The organism is Pseudoalteromonas sp. NZS127_1 (assembly GCF_015864295.1).
Lineage (GTDB): Bacteria > Pseudomonadota > Gammaproteobacteria > Enterobacterales > Alteromonadaceae > Pseudoalteromonas > Pseudoalteromonas arctica.
The window spans coordinates 16,662-42,474 of record NZ_JADYXO010000010.1 but is presented as its reverse complement, the minus strand read 5'-3'; the positions used below and the strand labels follow the sequence as shown (position 1 = coordinate 42,474).

Here is a 25,813-nt window from a genome sequence, read left to right as displayed (position 1 = left end):
TCAATACTTTCAATAAGATAGCTAAATTAACAAACGCTGAACGCGCACTTTAATTAACATTTTAGAATGATTATTTTCTTTACTCGTACAGTACTTTAATATGCACAAAATAGTGCACTTTAATAGCTTGATAAAAAAGCAAACTTCCAAATTGGTGCACGCCTTAATACTCATTTACACAACATAAAAATGGTTACATTTATTCAAGTGTAAAAATTAGTAAACAAAACCGGAATACATAAAAAGAGTGAATACCAAAGCTTAGTTAATCTCACTAGCAAAGCGATTGCGGTAACGCTTAGTTAATTTAACCGAGCGTAGCTGGTCGCTAATTAAAGTAAATATTGGTGAAGCGTTTGTTTTTACAGATTTGCCTTGGCCTATACGTCGTATTTGCCTTTTTACCAGTGCCATAGTGGCAAGCCCTGCGAGGGTTTTATCTTGCCAAGTAACACTGGGTAATACGGCTAGTTGCAGTGGCTCATTTTGCCATTTGTTTGGTAAATTTGGTTGGTATGCAAGCGCAGTGGCAATACCCACGAGGGCCACTCCACTTTCAATCACGTTGTTGGCAATAGATAAGCGACTAATGCCGCCGGTGGTCATTATTGGGATTGATGAGCGGTGGCTAATCGCTTTTGCAAACTCTAAAAAGTATGCTTCGCGGGCAAGTGTGCGTTCGTCACCTGTTTTACCTTGCATGGCAGGGGCTTCGTAGCTACCACCCGAAAGCTCTACAAAATCAACATTGAGTTCATTCAATAAATCCACTACAACTTGCGCGTCACTGGATTCGAACCCACCACGTTGAAAATCTGCAGAGTTTAACTTTACTGAAACCGAAAAGGTCGGGGAACAAACCGCTTTAATACTGCGGGTTATTTCGAGAAGTAAACGGGCTCTATTTTGTAAACTTCCCCCCCATTTATCGTCGCGCTTATTGGTAAGTGGCGATAAAAACTGGGCAAGTAAATAGCCATGCGCTGCATGTATTTGTACGCCATTAAAACCGGCTTTTTCGGCTTGTAGTGCAGTTTGTGTAAAGCGGGTAATAACATCGTCAATGTCGGTTTGCGTCATTGCCTTTGGTACGCCAAATAAGTGCGAGTGCTTACCCATATTAAGTGCAATACTTGACGCTGATAGAGCCTTTCCACCCATTTTTTTAAATACTTGCCTACCAGGGTGATTAATTTGCATCACCACTTTGCAATTATTTTGCTTTGATAAACGAGCAAGCTCGGCAAAGGCAGTAATATCGGTACTTTGCTCAAGCACAAGGCCACCAGGGCCTGTCATCGCTAAATGATCAACCATTACATTGCCAGTAATAATTAGCCCTGTACCGCCTTTAGCCCATGCGCTATAAACGTTTTTAAGTGCTTGGGAGGGTGTTTGGTCCTCTTGTGCTAGGTTTTCTTCCATAGCGGCTTTGGCAATACGATTTTTTAATACTAAACCACTTGGCAAGGTAAAGGAGGTAAACACAGGGTTGCGCATAATTATTGGCTAATTAAATTGACATTAAAACAACTATAACCTTAAAGTTAGCTTGAAGGTCAACCTACTAAGTTTATGTAAAGTGGAGTTATTATTAGTTATGAAAATAGGCGAACTTGCAAAACTTACCAACATACCTGCCAGCACTATTCGTTTTTACGAAAGCAAAGGGTTATTAACACCAACCACTCGCAGTGCTAATGGTTATAGGCTGTACACCCAACAAAACTTAGAAAAACTGCAATTAATTAAATTTTCACAAAGCTTGGGTTTTTCACTCAACGAAATACCTTTATTACGTAACGAAAACGGCGAGCTAAACCACACAGTAATAATCGAACGTTTAGAAAAAAAACAAAAAGAAGCTGACATTTTGATTGAGAAAATGCAGAAAAAGTCACAGCGTATTGGCAGTTTAACTGCGTTACTAAACTCTTATTGGGATAAAGGCGAATGCCTGCCAGAAAGTAAATTAAATGAATTACTAGAAGTGATGGATTACAAATAAACTAATACAGCTTATTCAGGGCCTGTTTATCTTTTGAGGTTAAATTTGCAGCAGACTGTTTGGTATTTAGGCAAGGCAGAGTCTATGTAGTGTGGTTATTCCCCATAAACAGACGATAACGTAGTATAAATGCCAAACATGCGCTGCCCTAAGGGTTCTGCCTAGGGGCAATTTACTCTTTGTAGCTCGGTTTTTACTTATTATTACATGGATGTAAGCCATTAGAATAACGCAGGAGCAGTTATCGAGCCCACTAAATTACAAACCTCGCGCCGCGATTAAATAGCCCCTAGATTGAACACATTTTATCCTGAAAGGTCAACAAGCCCCAGTAAGCTGTATTTTATTTATGTTACTTAAGCTTTTTAATGCCAATTAACACACAGATGGCACCGCCAATAATACCCGCCCATGCTTCTATTGGTGTATCACCACTAAATGCGCGGCTTAACTGCGAAGCCGCCGCATCATAAACGTCATATCCCCACATAATTAAAGCGATACCTATAACTATTAAAACAATACCTATAATCTTATTATTCATAAACACCTCTGGTTTCTAACGTACATTATTTAACATACTTAATTGAAAACACTTAATAAATCTAATCAAGCTCTAGCTGCGCACGTTCAACGCTCTCACTAGGTAACTCTTTTTGTACCGATACACCAAGCTCTTTAAACTCTGATGCTTGTTTAATTAAATTACCTTTACCGCGGTATAATTGCGAGAACGCTTTGTCGTAACTTTCTTTCGCTTTATCAAGCTGCTTACCAACGCCTTCCATACTTAATAAAAAACCATTGAGCTTGTTATAAAAACGCTCAGCCCGATTTGCCAGCTCTTTTGAGTATTTGGTTTGCTCTTCAAAACGCCAAAGCTGTTTAACAATATTTAAACTAGTAAGCAGGGTAGTAGGTGTAGCTACCAGTATATTTTTTTCGATTGCTTGTTGGTAAATATCACTTTGATATTTAAGTGCTTCTACAAAAGCTGATTCTATTGGTACAAACATAACCACAACTTCAGGCGAATTAAGCCCTGGTAAACGGTCGTACGATTTACTCGCAAGCTCATTAATACGTGCTGTAACGGCGTTTACATGCTCTTTAATTGCTTGATTAGCATCTAGCTCATTTTCAGCGTTCACATAGCGTGTATAAGCATTTAATGATGTTTTAGCATCAATGACTAAGTGGCGGCCTTGTGGTAAGTAAACAACTACATCAGGGCGTAAGCGGCCATCTTCAGTGTTAAACGACACTTCGCGCTTATAATCAACGCCAGCACGTAAGCCAGCGCTATCTAAGACGTTTTCGAGCATGAGTTCGCCCCAATTACCTTGGGTTTTCTTTTGCCCTTGTAACGCGTTGCTGAGCTTGTCGGCTTGATCTGTTATAGCTTGGCTTTTAGCTTGCAAATGCAATAGCTCGGTTTTAAGCGCGGTTCGTTGTTTTATGTCTTCAACATGTATTGATTCCATTTTTTCTCTAAAGCCTTTTAACTCGCCTTGAACCGGTTTTAATAATTGTTCAATGCTTTCTTGATTTAAGGTTTTAAAGCTTTGTGATTTTTCTTCTAGAATCTTATTGGCTAGGTTTTCAAATTCTTTTTTGAGCATATTTTTACTTTGCTCAATTTGCGCGAGTTGCTCGGTAAAGCTTTGTTGTTTTTGCTCGAGGGTAGTGCGCATATTATTATATTCAACATCGCGTTGATTATATTGCTCACGAAGCGCTGCAAGCTCGCCTTCGGCTTTACGCCAAAAGTGATTGTATTGAATGCTTTGTTTTTCTTGTTCGCTAAAACGCGTTTTAAAATGCTGGGCTTCATCGCGCTGTTCTTGGTGAGTATGTTCTAGCAGTTCGTGATCTTCTTGCAAGGCACTATATTGCAGCTCTTTATTATCAAATTGATTTTGTAATAGGGAAAGCTGTTGCTGCTGTTCGCTTATTTGTAGATGTAGCTTTTTGCGAAGCTGTGTTGATACAACGCCGTAAAATACAACGCCTAACGCAACACCAGCACCGGCGCTTAGCCAATCAATATTAGTGAGTACTTGAGTGAGCATAAAATAAACTTATAAAATTTAGAGACATGCCATCATAACCAATAACACGCAATAGAAGTAGGGGAGCAAAGAAATTACAGACATAAAAAAACCAGCTCAAAATAAGCTGGTCAAATATTACTAAATTAAGTAATCAAAGGGAAAATCAACATGTGCCCGAGTAAGCTGCAACTTAAATACATAATCACCAAAATAACTAATATTACTGGGTGAGGCTATATAACAACAGGCATTAGAGTAGACCGGAAAACAAAATAATTAATTCAAATTAATTTACGAAAGATCATTTATTTTTATTCGGGTTGATTTAAACAAATCAAATTATGCGCATAAAAAAAGCCAGTTCAAAATGAACTGGCTTAATCATTACTAAAATTAGTAATCAAATAGGGGGAAATCAACATAAAACCTGTATTAACTGCAATTAATCAACAAGCATAATAGTAGACGCCGCTCTTTGAATTAAGTTCATAAAAAGATCAAAACTTTTAAAATAAAATTGAATGCTAAATTTAGGCATAAAAAAAGCCAACTCAAAATGGGCTGGCTCAATCATTACTAAAATTAGTAACTAAATGGGGGGAATCAACATGAAAACTTGTATTAACTGCAATTAATCAACAAGCATAATAGTAGACGTCCGTTTTTTAATTAAGTTCATAAAAAAGTAAAAACTTTTAAAATAAGTGCCGAACGCTAAATTTTAGGCATAAAAAAAGCCAACTCAAAATGGGCTGGCTTAATCATTACTAAAATTAGTAACTAAATGGGGAATCAACATGATGCTTGTGCTAACTGCAATTAACCAACAAGCATAATAGTAGACGTCCGCTTTTTAATTAAGTTCATAAAAAGATCAAAACTTTTTAAATCAATTTAGTTTTTAATTAGCGATAACATTTGTTGTTCATCAAACTTTGTAAAGCTCATTGATTTATCAGTAAATAACGCATCTACAAGGGCCTGTTTGTCTTGTTGCATTTTAAATACTTTTTGCTCTATTGAATTACTCATTATGAGCTTATACACAAATACAGGGTTAGTTTGGCCAATACGGTAAGCTCTATCAGTCGCTTGTTTTTCTACAGCAGGGTTCCACCATGGATCAAAGTGAATAACTGTATCGGCTTGTGTAAGGTTAAGGCCTGTACCGCCAGCTTTTAAGCTAATTAAAAACACTGATGTTTTACCACTGGTAAACTCGTCGATTACTTTATCGCGGTGGCGCGTTTGGCCTGTAAGCATACTAAAGTTAATGTTTATTTCTTCGAGGCGTTGGGCTATTAAATCAAGTGCCGATGTGAACTGACTAAATATAATAATTTTACGACCGAGACTTAACATAAGCGGTAAGTGTGTTGTTAACCATTCAAGCTTAGCAGAGCCTGCTTGAGTGTCTGGATCTATTAATTTAGGGTGGCAACAAATTTGCCTTAACTTTAAAAGTGCCTCTAAAAATGCAAGTTTACTTTTTTGTGCGCCTTGTTCGGCAAATAAGTCTATTAGCTTCTCTTCTAATGAACGTGTAATACCTTGATACATTTCTTTTTGCTTAGGCTCAAACTCAAACTCTTTAGTTAGCTCTGTTTTTTCAGGCAGCTCTTGCGCTACTTGTGCTTTAGTGCGGCGCATTATAAAAGGCATAATTAACGCTTTTAACTGCTCAGCTCTCTCCATATCAGCTTCACGCTCAATAGGCGTTTGAAAGTGCTGCTTAAAGTGGGCTTGAGACCCAAGTAACGATGGCATAGCAAAATCGAGTAACGATTTAAGCTCAAGTAAATTATTCTCGATTGGAGTACCACTTAAACAAAGTTTAAAGTCGGCATTTAAGCGTTTAACTAATCGCGAAACCTGTGCGGTATCGTTTTTAATGTATTGTGCTTCGTCGAGGATTATATTTTCAAAATATAATGGCGAATAATATGCAATATCACGCTTTAAAAGTGGATATGTAGTAAGTATACACTGCGCTTGCGCTAAGTGCTGTAAAGGATCGTTACGATTTGAACCAAAAATAGTGGTGACTTTTAAGCTTTTAGCAAACTTAATAATTTCGTTTTCCCAGTTACTCACCAAACTAGTTGGACACACTATAAGTGTAGGGCCTGCTTGCGGGTGGTTAAATGTACTGGCTAAAAATGCAATAACTTGCAAGGTTTTACCCAGGCCCATGTCATCAGCTAAAATACCACCTAATTGGTGACGTTTTAAAAAGCTAAGCCAGTCAACACCTTGCTGTTGGTACTCACGAAGTGTTACTGAGTCATTTAAGCCATGTAATGAAACCTTAGTAATTGCTTTATCGGGACTATTTAGCTCTTGTAAGTATAGCTCTAATGAGTCGTCGTGAAGCTCTACGTTTATAGCAGTGTGCTTTACTAATTCAGGTAAATACGAAAGCGGAATATTAAATTCGTCTCGTGTTTTTACAAATTCAAAACGCTCTTTAAATTCATTTAATAAGTTAATTGCTGACTTATTGATAACCCCAAATTCACGACCAAGCGGATAGTAGTAAAATAGTTCACTTTGGCGATTTAATGACTGATATAGCGGGTCAGTATTAGTAAACAACAGCGATGCTTTAGCATCACATAGCAATACTTTGCAGTGCATTTGATGCCCTGCTGCGCGGTGTACATGTAAACTAACTTCACACTGCGGATTAGGACTCGTTACTTTACTTACACTTACTTGCCAACCACGTTGCTTAAAGCCAGGGAATACTTCGTATATTAGCCAATGCAAATGGATTGAAGACTGCTTTGTAAATACCAGTTCACTTTGTAAACCCCCTTTACAAAATTCAAATCCTAAGTTAATTAGTTCGTTAGTTACAGTATTTTCAAATGCACTATTAATCGTACTTGCAGGTGCTGCACCTGCTAAATAGTTTTTATTTTTATACTTAAATAACAACGAAAGAGATAAACCTTGATCGCCCATAGTTACTTTTAAAACAGCATTACTAGAGATTTTAGGCAATGTTGGCTGTAAATTAGTAGGGTGGGGTATTACACCTGCACCAAAGTTATCGGCAAGCTGCTTGTATATTCTATCAAAATTAGCGTCATGCAAAGCAGGCATAGTTTGTAAATGTGCTATTTCGTCTGCACTCAATGGGGTGCGAAGACGGCCCGCTTTTAAATGATCTAAATCGAGGTAAGTAGGTGGTGTTGTTTTTAATAAAGCCCAGTTTTGTGTTTGCTCAAGCTTAATAACTAATTGTGAGAGATCTTTATCTTGCTCCCAACTAAAACTTAATGCTTGGCCAGATTGCGCTTTAATTGGTACTCGAGAACGCTGGAAAAACAGGCGTTCTGTAGCTATCAACTGTTGTAAGGCACTAAAACCCCACTGGCCTTTTAGCTCAATACTTCCCACTGCATTTTGTGAGCGTATCCAACTAAATAATCTAAAATCACTTTCGAGTAAGTCACTCGGCGTTACAAAACTATTTAACTGCTGCTCAGTCAGGTTTCGACCTAGCGTGTAATTCTTTTTAGTCTCAACATTCGCTATTTTAGGTGTTAAGAATACTTTGTTATTTTCAATATCTAATACAAATAATAATACTTGCGATGGCGTGTTTTGATCACCACTTTTAAGTGCGCTTAATTCGCTAAACCAGTCATTAATAAAATAATCTTCGCCATATTCACCAGAGTGCTCTATTTTGAGCTTAAATAAAATAGCAGCTAAGTGTCGGCATTTAGTTTTTGCATTACACGTACAATGCGTATCAACAGAATAGCCAGTTGGTACTTTACTGATCTCAATACGTTGGTTAAACGATGATCCATTATCCACTTGTACAGTAGAGTCGACTACAGAAAAATTAGGGGTGTGTTCTAGCCAAGTGATTTGACCTTTCTTGTAATATTCTTTGCCTTTATCTAAAACATTTTCACGGAAAAGTTTTTTGATAAAGCGTTCAGACAGAGGAAACTGGGTAGCCTGCTCATTTTTAATTTCTTCAAAAATAGCCATTAAATCATTTTTTGATAAGTTAGCAGACATGTCACTCTAAGCATTAAATTTTAAAAATAATCCTGCCAGTATATGCCTTATATGCTCTGAGCTAAAGCACTATTAACAAGATATAAACTGGTTGGAGCTGATAACTTAGTAAAAAATCGGTTTGTAAGTAAAAATAAGCATCCAATTTTACAAAATAATATTTAAAACAACTGCAATGGTAGAAGTTACATATAGTTAGAAACATAAAAGTAGGCATTACAGATCACGATTTTACTAACAATAATAATAAATGAAGGAATGTAGCTAAAAAGAGGAGATTAGTTAGTAAAAAAGTGATCTTGAAGAAGGAATATGATTATTTAAAGAGGAAATAGGCTAGTAAAGATCAGATTTTTACTAACAAAACAATCTGCCAGATCACTATTTAACTAAGTAATTATGCCTGACAGATCATTATTTAACTAACTAATTAAAGGCACTTAATAACTTAGTTAATTGCTCTAAGCGCTTGTCTGTCATTACTTTATTATCAATTTTGATAGAGACATCACCGCTTTTTAAATTGCGTTGTACCGATATGAAGTTATTTTCTAGTACAGCTTCGCGCTTAACAGCTACTTGTGGCTCTGAAGTTAGGCATCTAGTGATCGCCATTGCACGCTTGTCGTCGCTTGTAATCGCATTTAACTCTTCATCACTAGCAAGGGCACTAACAAGTTGATTAAACGCCTCTTCGTCTCGCTCCTTTGCGCTAACAAGCTTTTTAGCGACTTCGCGACCTACGTGATTAGCAGTAGGGTAAAGCGCAATGACATCAGCAGGAATTTGCTCATAAGCTTTAATTGCATCTGCAATTGCAGTATGCGATACACCTTCTACCGCGGCAATCTCTCTGTAAGATCCTTTTTTACCTTGCTCAATAAGCTCATTTTTAGTTTGTTGGTATGCTTGGCCAAGCTCCCATAAACTAGGAGCAATGTATTGATCTGAAGATACCGCTAAAATTTTTGCATCTTGATCAGTAAAATCGCTTGAACTAAGTACTAAATAATCTGCGTTACCTAAAATACAGGCCATACGACGACGTGAACCTGCCAGAACTAAACTTTTGTCACCTTGATCCCAAAGTAGGGCAGGATGTTGATTTCGACCATCCTCACGAATTGCAGGAAGAATGTCTGATACTGACTTTTCGTTTAGAAGTGCCTGTACACGACGATTTTTGCCATATACACCAGTGGTAGATTCAATATCAGCATGTGCGATCACTTTACAAACAAGCGTAATTTGACGAGCGGGGTCACTCGGTGCAGGCATTCTAATTACATCGCCAGCATTGGCTTGTTCTAGTAATGCATCAAGACTACTGCTGCCTACAGCAGTTGCAAATGGATCTAAGCGGGTGTCATTTTTACGTTTTTTAGCCATTTTTATTTAACATCCTTACTTAGGGGTATTGAGTGTTGATTGAGTTGACTGCCAATTTGAACGAATAAGCATTTCTAGCTCATCGACCACATCTTTAATATTTTCTTGAGCGCGCATTAATGACTCACGACTTGCTAAGCTGTCTGATGCTTTTTGATCAAAAATAGTGTTGAAAGACGATGAACTAGCGGTAATCGCGGAGCTGTGATTGATTGGGTAGCTCATTACTTGGCGACCAAATGCACTACGAACATCTTTGACGATATCGCGCTGTGAGTGATTACCTTTCACATAGTTGGTCACTAAAAATTGCATAAAGTCCCAGCCCTCATGGCCAAGTGCTGCAACTGTATGGTAAATCTCACCTAGTCGTTTTAAATATTTGTTATTAGCATCAAAATCTACAGCTTCCGGATGAACAGGAATAAGCATCGCCGTAGAGGCCATTAATGCATTATAAAACATGAAGTTAAGGGTAGGTGCTGTGTCAATTAAGATAATATCAAACTCGTCTTTAACGGGATCAATTACTTTCTCAAGTAACTTGTGGTAATGGCGAGTTTGCTCATAATTTGAGGTATCTTTGAGCAATGTTGCCGTTTCGTGCTCAAAGTAAAAGTCATCCATACCCGATGGTAATACACGAATATTTGGGATATGCGTTGGTAAAAATGAGTTAGACACAAATTCAGGCCATGTTTCACCCTCGTCTAAATCTATGCAATCACGCATTAAATCACCAACAGTAATCGGGTCGTGCTCACTTGAAGGAAAAAAGCTTGAAGAAGAGCCTTGTGGGTCTAAATCTATAATACCAATGCGATAACGTTTAATATTTGTAGTTGCAAGCGCTGCCGCTATATTAACCATACTGGTAGTTTTACCGCAGCCGCCTTTGAGAGAATTAATTACAATAACTTGCAGTTTGTCATCACCAGTACGATGATCTGGTTTAATGTCCATAATATCGGCCATAGCAAAAATATTTACTAATGTGTAAGCATAGTGACCGTTAGCACCGCGTTTTATGTTTAAATCATCGAAGTCACCATTATCATGACGTCTTTTTAAAGTACGATTATTACAACCTAATAAATCAGCAGCTGCTTTTTGTGTATACGTTCTTAATTCTTTTTCTTCTGATTTAAGATGGGCACGGTAGTGCTGAATACGTCCTTCTAATGATTTTTCAGCAACTTCAGCTGTGGCTTTCAAAAGCCGATAGGTACTTAATGCGTTATTGTTGATAGACATACTTTCTTCCTCAAAGTTAGGCAGTTAGTATAATGTCCATTCAAATAGCTGTAAACAACTATTTAAGACGACATGCATTTTAAAAACAAGACATCTAAAAATATTTTTACACCTTTAATATTGCTTAGTATAAATAAAGAAGTTTAAAGGTGGTTAAATATATAAGGTAATAAAGGTTAAGGGTGTAAAATTAGCACATAACATTATGATTTATATGAATAATGTTTAAAAAAGCAGATCAGGTTTATACTTGGTTAAGATCAGATCTTTATCTACCTGCGGATCAGCTTTTTACTAAGGTCTATTTTAAATATAGAGTTATACACAGGTTACGCATGAAGTTATGAACAAAAAGAGCCCTGCAGATCAGTTTTTTACTAAGTAAATTATAAAGTTATACACTAGTCGCAACATAAAAATACGCTTTTAATTAGTATAGATCTGATCTGTACTTGGTACAGATCAGATCTATTCTAACTCGATAAGGCTTTATCCACAGGGGAATATATTTTTTGGTGTATTTGTCGTGCTTAATTTTAAAATTAAGCCATTGTAATGGACAAAATAACAGCTGAGTTAGTAAAAATTAGATTTGTGATAGTCCAGTTAGTATAAATATGATCTGAAATCGTAAGTAATGTACATCACTTAGTATAATAGTGATCCAAACGTTTTATTTAAAGTCAGATCACTTTTATACTAACTTAAACATTTAACTTTTGTTGCTTAATGTGTTGTTATTAGCTGTCGCAATAAAAATGGAAATAAGAACAATGAGCCGAAAGGTCAACATCTCGGTAGATAACTTGCCCGATACACTTAGGGGCCAAATCCACGGGGTGGAAAGTGCAATAGATAACGAAAGTTTAGCACTATTTACAGACAACAAAGACGTGCGAATTTCTATTGAAAATGCAGCACATGGATTACGTGCATATTCAAACACGTTTAATCACTATGATTTGTGGGGACGCTTTGTTCGCTCGGGCTATAAAAAATTGCCACTTGAAGAAGCGCCTAAAAAAACAATTATTACGCGTAAAATATCTGAAAAAGTAGATGGTATTTTGTACGATGGCGAAATAAAAATAACGCCAGCTGTTGTAAGTACACGCAAAGATGGCGAAGATGTTGAATACCTTGTTTGGCCATCAGATAGAGAAGAAAAAGTAGAGCGAGCACTTATTCGTTTAGCTTCTAAAGGCAAAATAGTTAAAATTAATTTTAAATCCGGTATTCAATACGCGGTTGTTTTTTCTATGAACGAATTAGCACAAGAGCTCAAAGCGGTAGGGCAGTCAATGCCATATCCTGCAATAAAAGAGTCACTTGAAGCATTGCAAGGTTCTAAACTTTCATTTAAATATTCGGCAACAGATACTAAAAATTCTGATATAGATGATTCGTTTTACGAGTCAAACATGAACTTTTTATCGTCACTGCATTTTAGTGGCAAAAAAGGTCAGGGTGGCAATGTAAAATGCGTCGCCTGTTTAAATGCATTTGTTCATAACATGATTGATAACCTTGAATACAAAGGGTATTACTTTAATAGCGCACAAGAATTAAAACGTGGATTATCGCGTTGGATGATGCTTCGTTTGTATCACCTTTGGCGTTATGCAGCACCAGGTAAAACGTACCATTTTAGATTACTTTCTATTATGGAAAAATACGGATCTATTTATTCAACTGATGATATTACCGAAAATAAATTAAAAGCACTTCGTCGTGATATGACCACCACAATGAAAGATTTGATTGAAAAAGGTGCAATATCAGAATACAGCATTACAAACGTTAAAGATGACAAAACCGGTAACATTATCGATTACACATACGAAATGCACCCGTCTGATCAGTTTTGCGATGAAATACTTACATTGAACAAACACAATAAACGCATTGAAATCCAAGGCGGTAAACGCATTGTTGAAAATGCCGTGCTGATTGATGAAGATAAAATTGAAGAAATAGTAGAAAAATAATAACCGTTATTTTAAATACTGTACGCATAACTAAAAAGGCCACACTATGTGGCCTTTTTAACATAATGACTACCGCTCAACCTGTTCTAAATATAACCTATCAACCAAAAAATCATACTCGCGCTTACGAGGGTGAGTTTCGGGTTTTTGATAATCAGGTAATATACCTAATTTTACGTCTGGTTCTGGATTAATCAGAATAAAGGGTAATGCAGCACTCACATGATAGCGATTTTGCGCCGTATATCTCACATTTACCTGTGGACTCACTCGAGTAGGGCGGCGAATTCTAAGTTTTTCCTTTTCGCCTAAACTAGCAACCCGTAATTGTTCTTGAGCTACAAGTGATTGCCATTTTTGTTGATCTATCATTCTTGGATTTCGATAACTGGCCGATTTGTCGAGCATTTCGAGAGCCATTTTTTTAGTCAGCGTTTTAGTTGCGTGTTTGTGCATCCAAGTAAACCTAACCGAAAATGGCGATTCGCTTTCACTATGAATTTTACGATACGCAGCAAGCGTTATTAAATTTGGTATAGCATTGTGAACTGCTTCAAATCGAGCATCGTTGCTATCAATAGCTAAAATACATTCTTTAAACGTAGCTTTAGCTTTATTTACTTGAGCTATACGATTATTTAAAGCTTGTTTATCTGCATTTTTAATAACGAGCAAACCAGGGTGCCTTTTTAAAACACGACTGCTTAATCCTGATTTTTTATACATGTCTGAAAAAGAGTTTAGGATTGATTTTTGAGCAGGTACTCCAGTGATTTTAGAAACAAGTATAGATTCTGGAACTTTACTCTCATCGAAACTACTTACATCTGGTAATTGATAATATTCCGCTTTGGAGAATTCACACTCTTTTAGTTCTTCAATCAACCTCAAAGTTAATTCGTTCATTAAATCAAACTGACTTCTAATTTGTACTTTAGTTACCATTACACACCTCAAAGAACACATCTTACTAGTCTTATATTATTACATGCATTTTGCTTTGTTTAAATTAATAATTAACAGCACTCGGTGATTATACTTACATTATAATTAAAATAAGTATGATGTGTTCTTTATAGTGAGAATATATATACTAAGAAAGATTGAAACTCCTTACTAATTTATATGACATTGGAGTATTTACTTTATCGTATATAAAAAGGCTAATACGCCAAGTACTAGATTATCTACGTAGTAGGTGATAAAACTAAGTTTAGAAAAATGAGTTAAGCGGAGTTATATAATTTTCATATATTTATCTAACAGTCTTAGTATTTATAATTACTGACTCATATTACACCGTGTTGGCAGTACGGTGATCAGCCTAAAGGTTACAATGACTACAAATGCTTTTTGATATCAGTTCCTCTTTAAGGATACTTCAAGCAGTAGGGGCTTTAATCATGATGAATTGTAAATTAGCACTATCACTTTGAAGAGAAAACTTAATGGCCTACCACACCTTTAAGTTGTGGCACTTATGAATATAGTCCTGCATACGAGTGCTATACAAGACTATGCGTCTAGGATTTAAAGCGCAGATAAATGATTACTGCAAATGCTCATATCATACATTAAGGTCTGTACATAGCACTTGATAGCTATTAATTAATTATCCGCGTAAAGTTAAGATTACAGAAGTTGCCATTTAAGTATGATGTGTTCCTAGCTAAATTACGTATAACATACCCTTATGTACTATTTATTCTCAATGCGTTAAAATTGTAAATAGTTAGCTCTAAACGCATGTATTTAAACACTTTAGTTTCTTCGAAATAAAACTAAAGTGTATGTTATATAACCACCTAGGTTAAGTAAGATTACTTTTATACTTAACTCATAACTAAATAATTGGAAAATAGTGAATTTAGTCCTTGAACATAGGGGCCTGCATACGTTAATTTCTTCTTATCAGGTAATGTAGGAATGAGGAAAAATTATGCAATCGTGGAACCCAAATAGCTGGAGAGAGCTGCCAATACTGCAGCAGCCACAGTACCCGGATCAAGAAATACTTAAATCAGTAGAAAGCCAATTAAAAACGGCACCGCCTTTAGTTTTTGCTGAAGAAACAAGAAGCCTATTCAAACAGCTTGAAGATGTGTGCGAAGGTCGAGCTTTTTTACTTCAAGGTGGTGACTGTGCAGAATCATTTAGCGATTTTAATGCCGCTAACATTCGCGATACATTCAAAACAATCTTACAGATGGCTGTTGTATTAACTTACGGCGGTAAATGCCCTGTAGTTAAAATAGCGCGCATGGCTGGTCAATACGCTAAACCTCGTTCAGCAGACTTAGAAACAATTAATGGCGTGTCTTTACCATCTTACCGTGGCGACATTATTAATAATATCGAGTTTACAGAAGAAGCACGTATACCCGATCCACAACGCTTAATGACTGCATACCATCATAGTGCCGCTACGTTAAACTTATTACGTGCTTTTGCACAAGGTGGCCTTGCCGATCTTCACCAGGTAAATCGTTGGAACATGGGCTTTGTTGCTGCAAATCCACTTAAAGAAAAATACCAACAACTTGCTGATAAAATTCAAGACGCACTAGAGTTTATGGAAGTGTGCGGAATTAACTCTACAATTGCGCCAAGCTTAAAAGAAACCGATTTATACACTTCTCACGAAGCGTTACTACTTGGTTACGAAGAGGCGCTTACTCGTCGCGACCACTTATCTGGTGATTGGTACGATTGTTCTGCTCACTTTGTTTGGATTGGTGAACGTACTCGTCAACTAGACCATGCACATATTGAATTTTTTAAAGGCATTAAAAACCCAATTGGTGTTAAAGTTGGCCCAGGTATGGACCCAGATGACCTAATTCGTTTAATTGATGCATTAAACCCAGATAACATTCCTGGTCGTTTAACGCTAATTACGCGTATGGGTGCAGATATACTTCCTGAAAAACTTCCAGCACTAGTAAGAAGAGTTCAACAAGAAGGCCGTAAAGTAATTTGGAGCTCAGATCCAATGCACGGTAACACTGAAAAAGCGACATCAGGTTACAAAACACGTAACTTCGACAATATTATGCGCGAGATTAGTCAATTCTTCGCTGTACACAAAGCTGAAGGTTCATACGCAGGTGGTGTTCACCTAGAAATGACAGGCCAGCACGTTACAGAGTGTACTGGCGGTGCTTACGGTTTATCTGACGATGACCTAGCACAGCGTTACAAAACGCAGTGTGATCCACGCCTTAATGCCGACCAAGTATTAGAGTTAGGCTTTTTAGTAGCTGATTTACTAAAAGACGCACGTAAATAATATTTATTGATACTAAAAAAACCGCTTAGTTGCGGTTTTTTTGTTTTTAATTTTATTAGTAAGTTAGTACTTACGTCGCTCCAAGTCTGTTTCTATCAATATTTTTGCAGATATTTCTTCAACAGAATGATGCGTAGAATTAAAGTAAGCAATTTTATGACGCTTATACAACATTTCCACTTCGCGAACCTCAATACGACACTGTTTAATTGAAGCATACTTAGAGTTCGCCATACGTCGATGCCTAATAGCCGCAAGTCTCTCAGGGTCAATCGTCAGTCCAAATAACTTATGTTTGTAAGGGACTAAACATTTAGGCAAACCTTCATTATCTAAATCTTCTTCTGTAATAGGGTAGTTAGCCGCTTTGATGCCGTACTGCAGTGCTAAGTATAAGCTTGTGGGTGTTTTACCACTTCTGCTAACACCAATTAAAATGATGTCTGCTTCAGAAAAGTTTTTAATATTTCCGCCATCATCATTCATAAGTGCATAGTTAACCGCATCAATTCTAAAATCATAACTTTTTTCGTGGATAGAATGCGTACGATGCATTTTAGGAACTGGGGCTACATTGAGTTCTTTTTCTATTTTTTCGCTATATGTAGTTAAAAAGTCATACGTGACTGCATCAGCCGATTTTATAATTTCACTTAAATTGTGGTTAACAAAAGTAAAAAAAACAAATGGCTTTTCGCCTGTTTTTGCAGCGGTTGCATTAATTAATACTTTAATTTCGTGCGCTTTCTCTTCAGTTTCTACAAATGGAATTGTTTTATGATTAAAATCGATAGGAAACAACGACAAAGTCGCATGCCCAAATACCTCTGAAGTAATAGCGGTTCCATCTGATATATAAAAAGCAGTTCTCATAATTAACCTTTTTATTGCGTTTAAATCCCTAAAATGGGTTTCTCACGGTTTACGTGAGGACTATTGCCAGTGTAGAATGATGATGACCTTTATAAAAGGTTTTCTTTCTTAACTCTCACAGTTAGACCTACAATTTGTTTTTTTTGGAGAAAGATCCGTGCAAGAATACGTTCTCTGGTATCAAGAGCTTGGTATGCAAGATGTTCCTCGAGTTGGCGGTAAAAACGCTTCACTTGGTGAAATGATTTCAAACCTAGCAAACGCTGGTGTACAAGTACCGGGTGGTTTCGCAACTACCGCAGATGCTTTTAATGAGTTTTTAGATCAATCAGGACTCACAGCAAAAATTCACAACATTCTAGATACACTCGATGTTGATGATGTAAATACACTCGCTAAAGTCGGTGCCGACATCCGCCAATGGATAATCGACACACCATTCCAACCAAACCTAGATCAAGCCATTCGCGACGCATATAGCCAACTCCATGGCGATACTGCAGCAGATGTATCATTCGCAGTACGTTCATCAGCTACCGCTGAAGATATGCCAGATGCATCATTCGCAGGGCAACAAGAAACTTTCCTTAACGTTGTTGGTATCGATTCAGTCATGGTCGCTATTAAACACGTATTTGCTTCATTATTTAACGACCGTGCAATCTCATATCGAGTTCACCAAGGTTACGATCACCGTGGTGTGGCCCTATCAGCGGGTATTCAGCGCATGGTACGTTCAGATAAGTCAGCATCTGGCGTAATGTTTAGCATTGATACAGAGTCTGGTTTTGAAGACGTTGTATTTATTACATCAAGCTACGGCTTAGGTGAAATGGTTGTACAGGGCGCAGTTAACCCTGATGAGTTTTATGTTCATAAACCAACACTCCTTAAAAATAAACCTTCAGTAGTACGTCGTAACATTGGTTCTAAAGCCATTCAAATGATTTACTCAGAAGATAAAGCACACGGTAAGCAAGTAGACATCGTTGATGTTGCCCCTGAGCTTTCAAATAAATTTTCGATTACAGATGAAGAAGTGCAAGAACTTGCCAAGCAAGCTGTAATCATCGAAAAACATTACGGTCGTCCTATGGACATCGAATGGGCAAAAGACGGTAACGACGGCAAACTATATATAGTTCAAGCACGTCCAGAAACTGTTCGCTCAAACGAAGACTCTAACGTAATGGAACGCTTTCAATTAAATGGTACAAGCAACGTTGTTGTTGAAGGCCGTGCAATTGGTCATAAAATTGGTAGCGGTGTTGTTCGTGTTCTTGATTCAATTAAAGAAATGGATCAGGTACAAGTAGGCGACATTTTAGTAACCGATATGACCGACCCTGATTGGGAACCAATCATGAAACGTGCTGCAGCGATTGTTACAAATCGTGGTGGACGTACGTGTCACGCGGCAATAATTGCACGCGAACTTGGTATTCCAGCAGTTGTAGGGTGTGGTAACGCAACTGATTTAATTAAAGCGGGACAAGAAGTCACTGTATCGTGCGCCGAAGGCGATACCGGCTTTATTTACGAAGGTATTTTAGATTTTGAAATACTAACGTCACGCGTTGATAAAATGCCAGAACTTCCAATGAAAGTTATGATGAACGTGGGTAACCCCGATCGTGCATTTGACTTTGCACGCTTACCGCATGCAGGTGTTGGCCTTGCGCGAGTTGAATTTATTATCAACCGTATGATTGGCGTTCATCCTAAAGCGTTATTAAATTTTGATGCTCAAACAGATGCATTAAAAGCAGAAATTACTGACATGATTGCCGGTTACGAATCACCAGTAGAATTTTACATAACAAAACTGGTTGAAGGTATTTCTACTCTAGGGTGTGCATTTGCACCAGAGCGTGTAATTGTTCGTATGTCTGATTTTAAATCAAACGAATACGCAAACCTAGTTGGTGGCCAGCAATACGAGCCAGAAGAAGAAAACCCAATGATTGGTTTTCGTGGTGCCGCACGTTATATCTCTGAAGACTTCCGCGATTGTTTTGCACTAGAGTGTGAAGCAATAAAACGTGTAAGAAACGACATGGATATGGCGAATATTGAAATCATGATCCCATTCGTACGTACCCTTGAAGAAGGCAAACGCGTAATTGAACTACTAGAAGAGCATGGCCTTAAACGTGGCGAAAATGGTCTTAAAGTAATCATGATGTGTGAGCTACCTTCAAATGCATTACTTGCAGATGAATTTTTAGAAATGTTTGATGGTTTTTCTATCGGCTCTAACGATTTAACACAGTTAACGCTTGGTCTTGATCGTGATTCTGGTTTAATCGCACATTTATTTGATGAGCGTGACCCTGCAATTAAAAAGCTACTTTCTATGGCAATTAAAACAGCTAAAGCAAAAGGAAAGTACGTAGGTATTTGTGGTCAAGGTCCTTCAGATCACGAAGACTTTGCAGCATGGTTAGTAGAGCAGGGTATTGACTCTGTTTCATTAAACCCAGATACAGTAATAGAAACATGGTTATACCTAGCTAAAAAATTAGCAAAGTAATAAATAGGTAAGCTATAAAAAATGCCAGCAATAAATTGCTGGCATTTTTTTATACTCAATTAAAAGTAAATTAACGGGCTAATTTTTTATCTAAATAAGCACATGATTTAGTTAACGCCTTTTGACAAAATGATAAGTAATGTCGCGCTTTAGGGTAGTAAAACGAAAAACACAATAAACCCGCCATAAAAAATATAAGTGAAGGCTAAGGGCGTGTTGATCTTTGTGGATTGAAATTTGTTCAATCTAGGGGCGATTTAATCGCGGCGCGAGGTTTGTAACCTAGTGGGCTAAGTAAAAACCGAGCAACAAAGAGTTAATCGTCCCTAGAAAGAACCCATTGGGCAGCGCATGTTTGGTATTTATGCTGCGTTATCGCCTATTTATGGGGAGCAACCACACTACATAGGCTCTGCCTTGCCTAAAAACCAAACATACTGCTGCAAATTCAACAACCAAAGGTCAACACGCCCTAGCTACAATCGCAAAAAATAATCCTAGCAAAATAAATAACACGCCACTGATCTGTAATAGTAATTTTTTCATATAACACACCTCATTACTTGTTAGCATGAGTATAATTTAAGCTGCATTAAAATCGACTAAAAGAGTGTTACAAACTGTAAAATCTTCAATTTCTATTCGCCATCACCATGATATAATTAGTCAAATGCCCTAAAATATCGCCGTCATGATAGCAACAATTACACAGCAAGATGCCGCGACAGAACTTGTCGCAAACTACCTAAATACCATTGCAAACCAAGGTTTTACCGGAGATACCGACGCAAGTTATGCAACGCGTATTACCGCTTCAACCGATAACAGTGTGTATCAGCAAATACCGCAAGGTGTTATTTTTCCAAAAAGTGAAAAAGATATTCAGCTCGCATTGCAAACAGCATCTCGCGACCCGTTTTTATCATTAACTTTTGGTCCTCGTGGCGGTGGAACAGGCACAAACGGACAATCGTTAACACCTGGTATTGTTGTAGATTTGTCTCGCTATATGCGCGAAATCCTCGAAATAAATGTAGAAGAAGGCTGGGTACGCGTTCAAACCGGCGTAATAAAAGATCAACTTAATGACTTTTTAAAACCTTATGGCTTTTTCTTCTCACCCGATTTATCTACCAGTAACAGGGCAACTATTGGTGGCATGATAAGTACTGACGCATCGGGGCAAGGCTCGTTAGTTTACGGTAAAACGAGCGATCATGTTTTAGGGCTAACAACTTATTTAGTTGATGGCACACCTATGTGCACCTCCCCAATAGACATCGACAAAGCACAAATTATAGCGAATCAAGACTCACTAATTGGTAGTTTATATAAAACAGTTTTAGATATATCAGTTAATGAACGCGCTGCTATTTTAGCTAAGTTTCCACGGTTAAATCGTTTTTTAACCGGCTACGACCTAGAGCATGTACTAAGTGATGACTTACTTACCTTTGACATGAGCCGACTAATAACGGGTTCAGAAGGCTCATTAGGTATAGTAACTGAAGCAAAATTAAACCTAACGCCTATTGCCGAATTCAAAACGCTTATTAATATTAAGTATGATAGTTTTGACTCAGCACTTCGTCATTCACCATTTTTAGTCGATGCACGTGCAACATCGGTAGAAACCGTTGATAGCAAAGTTTTAAACTTAGCGCGTGAAGATATCATTTGGAATTTAGTATCGGACTTAATAACCGACGTACCAAATAAAGATATGCAAGGCCTTAACATGGTCGAGTTTAATGCAGTATCAAACGATGATATAAAAGACAAAGTAGACACGCTTTGTAAGCTTCTAGATGAATGCGTAAAAAATCAAACTAATGGCGTTATTGGTTATCAGTTAACCAGTGATAAAAGCGATATACTAAAAATTTACGCAATGCGTAAAAAGTCAGTGGGTTTATTAGGTAATGTAAAAGGCAGCCAAAAACCTCTCGCCTTTGCAGAAGACACCGCTGTACCGCCTGAAAATTTAGCAGATTATATTGTCGAATTTAGAGCATTACTCGACAGTCATAATTTACAGTATGGTATGTTTGGCCATGTTGATGCGGGCGTTTTACACGTACGCCCAGCACTTGATATGTGCGACCCAGAACAAGAAAAACTACTTAGAACTATTTCAGATCAGGTAGTAAAACTAACCGCTAAGTACGGCGGTTTAATGTGGGGCGAACACGGTAAAGGTTACCGTAGTGAATATAGCCCTGAGTTTTTTGGTGAGCATTTATATACGCAACTTCGAAAAATAAAAACAGCTTTCGATCCTAATAATCGCATTAACCCCGGTAAAATATGTACTCCTATCGATAGTGAAGACTCACTAGTTAGTGTAGATGGACAAAAGAGATCGCACTTCGATAAGCAAATATCAATAGAAGTTAAAACCAGTTTTAACAATGCAATGACCTGTAATGGTAATGGCATATGCTTTAATTACGATGAAAATTCACCTATGTGTCCATCGTATAAAGTAACTGGCGATCGCCGTAATTCACCAAAAGGACGCGCAAGTTTAATGCGCGAATGGCTTCGTCTACAAGAGTCAAAAAATGTAGATTTGCTCGAAGTAGAAAAGCAACTTAACAAAGGTGAAGTCATTACCTGGTGGGAACGTTTTGTTCATAGCCGCGAAAAACGAAAAGGTATTTACGACTTTTCTCACGAAGTAAAAGCGTCAATGGATGAATGTTTAGCATGTAAGGCATGTACAACTGCATGCCCAATTAAAGTAGATGTACCCACTTTTCGTTCGCGCTTTTTAAATTATTATCATAGTTATTATGCACGCCCGCTAAAAGATTACCTTGTTGGTAACATAGAAAATAGCGCGCCATTAATGGCAAAGTTCGCTAAAGTTATAAATCCAATTGTTAAAACATCATTAGTTAGTAATGTTATTAAAAAAACGGTTGGCTATGTTGATACACCACAGTTAAGTATTCCTGCACTTTCAAAGCGTGTTACTAAAATACAAAAATTCGATTTTGACTTATTAAATAAATTAAATGCAGAGCAACAAAGTGAATATGTATTAATAGTACAAGACCCATTTACGAGCTTTTACGAAGCCGAATTAGTAGAAAGTTTTATTACTTTAATAATCCAACTTGGCAAAAAACCAATGCTATTACCTTTTAAACCAAATGGTAAACCGCAACACGTAAAAGGTTTTTTGCATGAATTTAAAGTTACAGCTAAAAATGCAGCCGAGTTTTTAAATAAATTAAATGATATTAATGCACCGTTAGTCGGTTTAGATGCGTCACTCGTTATGTGTTACCGCGATGAATATAATACAATTTTAGAAAATAACCGTGGTGAATTTAATGTGCAACTTGCCCATGAATGGCTCGAAACACAATCGTTTAAATCACTAAGCGCAAAACAAAATACAGATACCGAATTTACATTACTGAGTCATTGTACTGAAACAACTGCGCTGCCAAAAGCAGCAAATGTATGGCAAACAATTTTCAATGATATTGGTTTAACATTAAAAACAACAAATACAGGTTGTTGTGGAATGGCGGGAACTTATGGCCACGAAGCACAAAATCAAGATAACTCACGTGCGCTTTACGAAATGAGCTGGAAACCAATTGTAGATAAAAATAAACCTGAGCAACTTTTATCTACGGGATTTTCTTGTCGTAGCCAAGTTAAACGTTTTGAACAATTTAAACCAAAACACCCAATTGAATTACTAGCACAGGTTCTTAAATAACTTTATAAAATAAGAGTACTTAAATAAGATCACTTATATAAGAGGTACTTAAATAGTTTTATCTAAATACAAATTTAGTAAATTATTTATTAAATACAAAAAGGCGCAACGATTAACTTCATCAGTGATGAAAATAACCGTTACGCCTTTTTTAATACGTATTCTTAATTTATCTAGTTTAAATAATTATTTTTTAACAAAACTATCAGCAATAGGTTTAGTGCTAATACCATGTATAAATACACTAAACAGAATAGTCGTCATTGCTATTGTCGCTATTTGATATTTGTTTTCTATTTGCGTATCTATCACCATCAATGTAAAAACAATTGATGCTAATCCTCTTGGCCCAAACCACGCAAATGTAAAACGCTCTTTAATACTCAATGCCGTAAACTGCAGAGACAGCATAACTGGAGTTATTCTAATCAATGTTGTACTTAACAAAGCGTAAATTATAATTTCAGTATTTAATTTAGGAATAACTAAGTAAGCACAAACAAACCCGAACAAGCACCAAATCATTAACGATGTGAAATCTGCTATGTGCTCTGAGTCTTCAATTAATTCTGTTCTAACTTCTTCGGTCGAAAATTTATCAAATAATAAGCCTGCAATAAACACCGCAATAAAACCACTGCCATGAAAATACTGAGTGACAGAAAATACAGCCATTGCAAAACCGAGTAATAAAAATGGACTGGTATTTTGTGCAAAGTAATGACGTTTCATTGCAAAGTTTAAACTCGGTATAAAAACAGCAATACTTGTAATAGCTATTAATAAAGCCAAGCCAAGCTCTCGTCCAAACACACTTAATGTTTGTGTTGCGGTAATAGCTGAATCAGGATTTTTAGCGAGTAATATAAATATTAAAAATATGGGTACGCATAATCCATCGTTCAAACCACTTTCAGTATTTATTCCTTCGCGAATTTTTTCTGGCACTTGTGTACTTGCTAGTAACCCTTTACTTAATGCCGCATCAGTAGGTGTTAAAATAATAGCGAGCAAAGCCGCTTGAATAAGTGAAAGCTCAGCAAAGAAAAATAAAGCAACAGCAATACCGAGTAATAAAGTTAAGGGTAGGGCAACAAACAACAGTAAACTAGGATACTGAAAACTATGCCTTAATACACTTAGCTTTGATTTAGCTGCATCAGAAAATAAAAATATACTTAGCGTAAGCTCTATAAATGGTAATAAAAGATCAACGCCTTCTTTTATTTTATGCCCTTCGTTGGGTAGCATTAAAGCTAAACATATTCCGCCAACAACAAAAAACATTGGGCCTGTTACTTCTGTTTTTTCTAACTGGCGAAGTGTTAAAGAATAAATTAAAAATAACCCGCCTATAAATGCTATTACTAAATACTCCATTAAATTTTCCTTTTAAGTCCTGATTTTGCTCGCTCTTTAATATTTGTTTGAATATAAATTTGATCGGTAGTCGCAATTTTAGAATGACCTAAATCTTCCGATAAATGTTTAAGCGGTCTGGTTTGCGCATCATGAGTTGCACCAGTATGGCGAAGCCAATGCGCAGTTGCAGCGCCAAGTTGTTCAGCATCATCTTTAAAACCATCATCAAGTAATGATTGCTGTGCATAATCAAAACTTTGTTGAACTAAACGCCTAATTTGCCTTACGGTCATACCACCTTGCCCGCGAATTTTATGAACCAAGGGATCTGATTCATCAACACGGGGAAGGGCAGGTAAACCTCTGTATAGTCTATAACGTTTTAAATATTCAACAAAATCATCGCTTAAGGTTACATCTCGTAATTTATTACCTTTTCCCATTATACGTAAAAACCAAAAGCCATCATTATCTTGCCAAAAATGAGACATCACCGGCGACCATTGTGGGCGCTCAGATAATTCTGAAATTCGTAAATAAAGACCTTTTAAGCAGGCAAGCGTAAATAAGTTTCGCTCTAAATCAGGGTTATGTTCGCATAAATCACGCGTTACACCAAAAACGTATTCCCATTGAATATCGCTTAATGTGTCTGGAATTTGAATTTGTGATTGAACAACTAAGTATGGACTATTTTTTTTAACAACAGGGACAAAGTTAGCAAATGTTTTTTCTTCTAGTAAGGCAAACTTATAAAATACATTTAGAGCAGTAAACATAGACGATAAAGTTTGCTGACTAGCAATGGATTCTTTAAGCATAAAAGGGCGCCAGTTTTGGTTTAATCGACGAATTCCTTGTTCATCTTTATAACGCCATTGCACTGAAGTTGCAGCCCATGCTTTATCGGGTTCGACCATAAAATCAACGTAAGCTTCAATATCTTCACGTTTTAAATCGAATACTGATTTTTCTGCTATTAACCATGACCATAAATAAAAGCGTTCAAGCTCATTTCGAAAACGACTATAAGTCGCTTCTGACTTTCGGCCATAAACATATAAAAACTGATACAAGAATGTCAGATCGGCTTTTGATTCAGTTACAGTCAAGCCAATTTCCTGTATAAAGGATGCAAGTTCTGGGTATTCTGAATTTAAAGTACCGTCATCTAGATGGGCAATTTGATATCTTAATTGTTTTAACGTATCAACCAAAGCAACAAGCATAATGTATAAATATTCAATTAAATAATAGACTTACAGAATAACGTTAAAGTCCGA

General features: G+C 36.9%; 15 protein-coding genes. 5 read left to right on the top strand and 10 right to left on the bottom strand.

Going from position 1 to position 25,813, the window contains the following annotated elements:
* Positions 1–261: 261 nt before the first annotated feature.
* Complete coding sequence (locus I6F50_RS10825) at positions 262–1,500, bottom strand: NADH:flavin oxidoreductase/NADH oxidase family protein (RefSeq protein WP_165727939.1); 1,239 nt, start codon at positions 1,498–1,500, stop codon at positions 262–264.
* A gap of 100 nt (positions 1,501–1,600) precedes the next feature.
* Between I6F50_RS10825 and I6F50_RS10820 the strand changes: the two genes are divergently transcribed.
* Entirely contained in the window at positions 1,601–2,008 is a 408-nt protein-coding gene (locus I6F50_RS10820; protein WP_165739552.1) for a MerR family transcriptional regulator, read from the top strand.
* Positions 2,009–2,360: 352 nt separating this feature from the next.
* Here I6F50_RS10820 and I6F50_RS10815 read toward each other — a convergent pair whose 3' ends face one another.
* The 5 genes from I6F50_RS10815 to I6F50_RS10795 all read right to left on the bottom strand — a co-directional run bounded on the left by I6F50_RS10815 (position 2,361) and on the right by I6F50_RS10795 (position 10,746).
* The gene (locus I6F50_RS10815) at positions 2,361–2,552 is read right to left on the bottom strand and encodes a DUF3185 family protein (RefSeq protein ID WP_007583678.1); all 192 of its coding nucleotides are present in this window, start codon (positions 2,550–2,552) and stop codon (positions 2,361–2,363) included.
* 61 nt (positions 2,553–2,613) lie between these two features.
* Positions 2,614–4,080, bottom strand: coding sequence for a DNA recombination protein RmuC (gene rmuC, locus I6F50_RS10810; protein ID WP_007583680.1), 1,467 nt, complete (start codon positions 4,078–4,080; stop codon positions 2,614–2,616).
* An 876-nt stretch (positions 4,081–4,956) separates the two neighbouring features.
* Entirely contained in the window at positions 4,957–8,103 is a 3,147-nt protein-coding gene (locus tag I6F50_RS10805; RefSeq protein ID WP_197176223.1) for a DEAD/DEAH box helicase, read from the bottom strand.
* Positions 8,104–8,529: 426 nt separating this feature from the next.
* Entirely contained in the window at positions 8,530–9,492 is a 963-nt protein-coding gene (locus I6F50_RS10800; RefSeq protein WP_165727943.1) for a transcriptional regulator, read from the bottom strand.
* 15 nt (positions 9,493–9,507) lie between these two features.
* On the bottom strand, positions 9,508–10,746 hold the full coding sequence (locus tag I6F50_RS10795) for an AAA family ATPase (protein WP_007583176.1): 1,239 nt from the start codon (positions 10,744–10,746) through the stop codon (positions 9,508–9,510).
* Between the two features lie 773 nt (positions 10,747–11,519).
* Between I6F50_RS10795 and I6F50_RS10790 the strand changes: the two genes are divergently transcribed.
* A complete protein-coding gene (locus tag I6F50_RS10790; RefSeq protein WP_024591590.1) occupies positions 11,520–12,734 on the top strand; it encodes a hypothetical protein in 1,215 nt (404 codons plus the stop codon).
* A 69-nt stretch (positions 12,735–12,803) separates the two neighbouring features.
* Here I6F50_RS10790 and I6F50_RS10785 read toward each other — a convergent pair whose 3' ends face one another.
* On the bottom strand, positions 12,804–13,679 hold the full coding sequence (locus I6F50_RS10785) for a DNA replication terminus site-binding protein (protein ID WP_197139431.1): 876 nt from the start codon (positions 13,677–13,679) through the stop codon (positions 12,804–12,806).
* A gap of 994 nt (positions 13,680–14,673) precedes the next feature.
* Between I6F50_RS10785 and I6F50_RS10780 the strand changes: the two genes are divergently transcribed.
* A complete protein-coding gene (locus I6F50_RS10780) occupies positions 14,674–16,023 on the top strand; it encodes a class II 3-deoxy-7-phosphoheptulonate synthase (RefSeq protein WP_008167282.1) in 1,350 nt (449 codons plus the stop codon).
* Positions 16,024–16,086: 63 nt separating this feature from the next.
* On the opposite strand, the gene I6F50_RS10775 is transcribed toward I6F50_RS10780, so the two are convergent.
* The gene (locus tag I6F50_RS10775; protein ID WP_197176221.1) at positions 16,087–16,896 is read right to left on the bottom strand and encodes a pyruvate, water dikinase regulatory protein; all 810 of its coding nucleotides are present in this window, start codon (positions 16,894–16,896) and stop codon (positions 16,087–16,089) included.
* Between the two features lie 157 nt (positions 16,897–17,053).
* Between I6F50_RS10775 and ppsA the strand changes: the two genes are divergently transcribed.
* Both ppsA and I6F50_RS10765 read left to right on the top strand, forming a co-directional pair.
* Complete coding sequence (ppsA, locus tag I6F50_RS10770; RefSeq protein WP_165727947.1) at positions 17,054–19,429, top strand: phosphoenolpyruvate synthase; 2,376 nt, start codon at positions 17,054–17,056, stop codon at positions 19,427–19,429.
* A 691-nt stretch (positions 19,430–20,120) separates the two neighbouring features.
* Positions 20,121–23,168, top strand: coding sequence for an FAD-binding and (Fe-S)-binding domain-containing protein (locus I6F50_RS10765; RefSeq protein ID WP_197176219.1), 3,048 nt, complete (start codon positions 20,121–20,123; stop codon positions 23,166–23,168).
* A gap of 186 nt (positions 23,169–23,354) precedes the next feature.
* On the opposite strand, the gene I6F50_RS10760 is transcribed toward I6F50_RS10765, so the two are convergent.
* Complete coding sequence (locus tag I6F50_RS10760) at positions 23,355–24,548, bottom strand: sodium:proton antiporter (RefSeq protein ID WP_197176218.1); 1,194 nt, start codon at positions 24,546–24,548, stop codon at positions 23,355–23,357.
* A complete protein-coding gene (locus I6F50_RS10755; RefSeq protein ID WP_007583195.1) occupies positions 24,548–25,759 on the bottom strand; it encodes a tyrosine-type recombinase/integrase in 1,212 nt (403 codons plus the stop codon). The genes I6F50_RS10760 and I6F50_RS10755 overlap by 1 nt, the downstream gene beginning before the upstream one ends.
* Positions 25,760–25,813: the final 54 nt, after the last annotated feature.

Bases quoted from the DNA above. Each gene is read 5' to 3' on its own strand.
- I6F50_RS10825 (WP_165727939.1), bottom strand. From the start codon at position 1,500: ATGCGCAACCCTGTGTTTACCTCCTTTACCTTGCCAAGTGGTTTAGTA.
- I6F50_RS10820 (WP_165739552.1), top strand. From the start codon at position 1,601: ATGAAAATAGGCGAACTTGCAAAACTTACCAACATACCTGCCAGCACT.
- I6F50_RS10815 (WP_007583678.1), bottom strand. From the start codon at position 2,552: ATGAATAATAAGATTATAGGTATTGTTTTAATAGTTATAGGTATCGCT.
- rmuC (WP_007583680.1), bottom strand. From the start codon at position 4,080: ATGCTCACTCAAGTACTCACTAATATTGATTGGCTAAGCGCCGGTGCT.
- I6F50_RS10805 (WP_197176223.1), bottom strand. From the start codon at position 8,103: ATGTCTGCTAACTTATCAAAAAATGATTTAATGGCTATTTTTGAAGAA.
- I6F50_RS10800 (WP_165727943.1), bottom strand. From the start codon at position 9,492: ATGGCTAAAAAACGTAAAAATGACACCCGCTTAGATCCATTTGCAACT.
- I6F50_RS10795 (WP_007583176.1), bottom strand. From the start codon at position 10,746: ATGTCTATCAACAATAACGCATTAAGTACCTATCGGCTTTTGAAAGCC.
- I6F50_RS10790 (WP_024591590.1), top strand. From the start codon at position 11,520: ATGAGCCGAAAGGTCAACATCTCGGTAGATAACTTGCCCGATACACTT.
- I6F50_RS10785 (WP_197139431.1), bottom strand. From the start codon at position 13,679: ATGGTAACTAAAGTACAAATTAGAAGTCAGTTTGATTTAATGAACGAA.
- I6F50_RS10780 (WP_008167282.1), top strand. From the start codon at position 14,674: ATGCAATCGTGGAACCCAAATAGCTGGAGAGAGCTGCCAATACTGCAG.
- I6F50_RS10775 (WP_197176221.1), bottom strand. From the start codon at position 16,896: ATGAGAACTGCTTTTTATATATCAGATGGAACCGCTATTACTTCAGAG.
- I6F50_RS10765 (WP_197176219.1), top strand. From the start codon at position 20,121: ATGATAGCAACAATTACACAGCAAGATGCCGCGACAGAACTTGTCGCA.
- I6F50_RS10760 (WP_197176218.1), bottom strand. From the start codon at position 24,548: ATGGAGTATTTAGTAATAGCATTTATAGGCGGGTTATTTTTAATTTAT.
- I6F50_RS10755 (WP_007583195.1), bottom strand. From the start codon at position 25,759: ATGCTTGTTGCTTTGGTTGATACGTTAAAACAATTAAGATATCAAATT.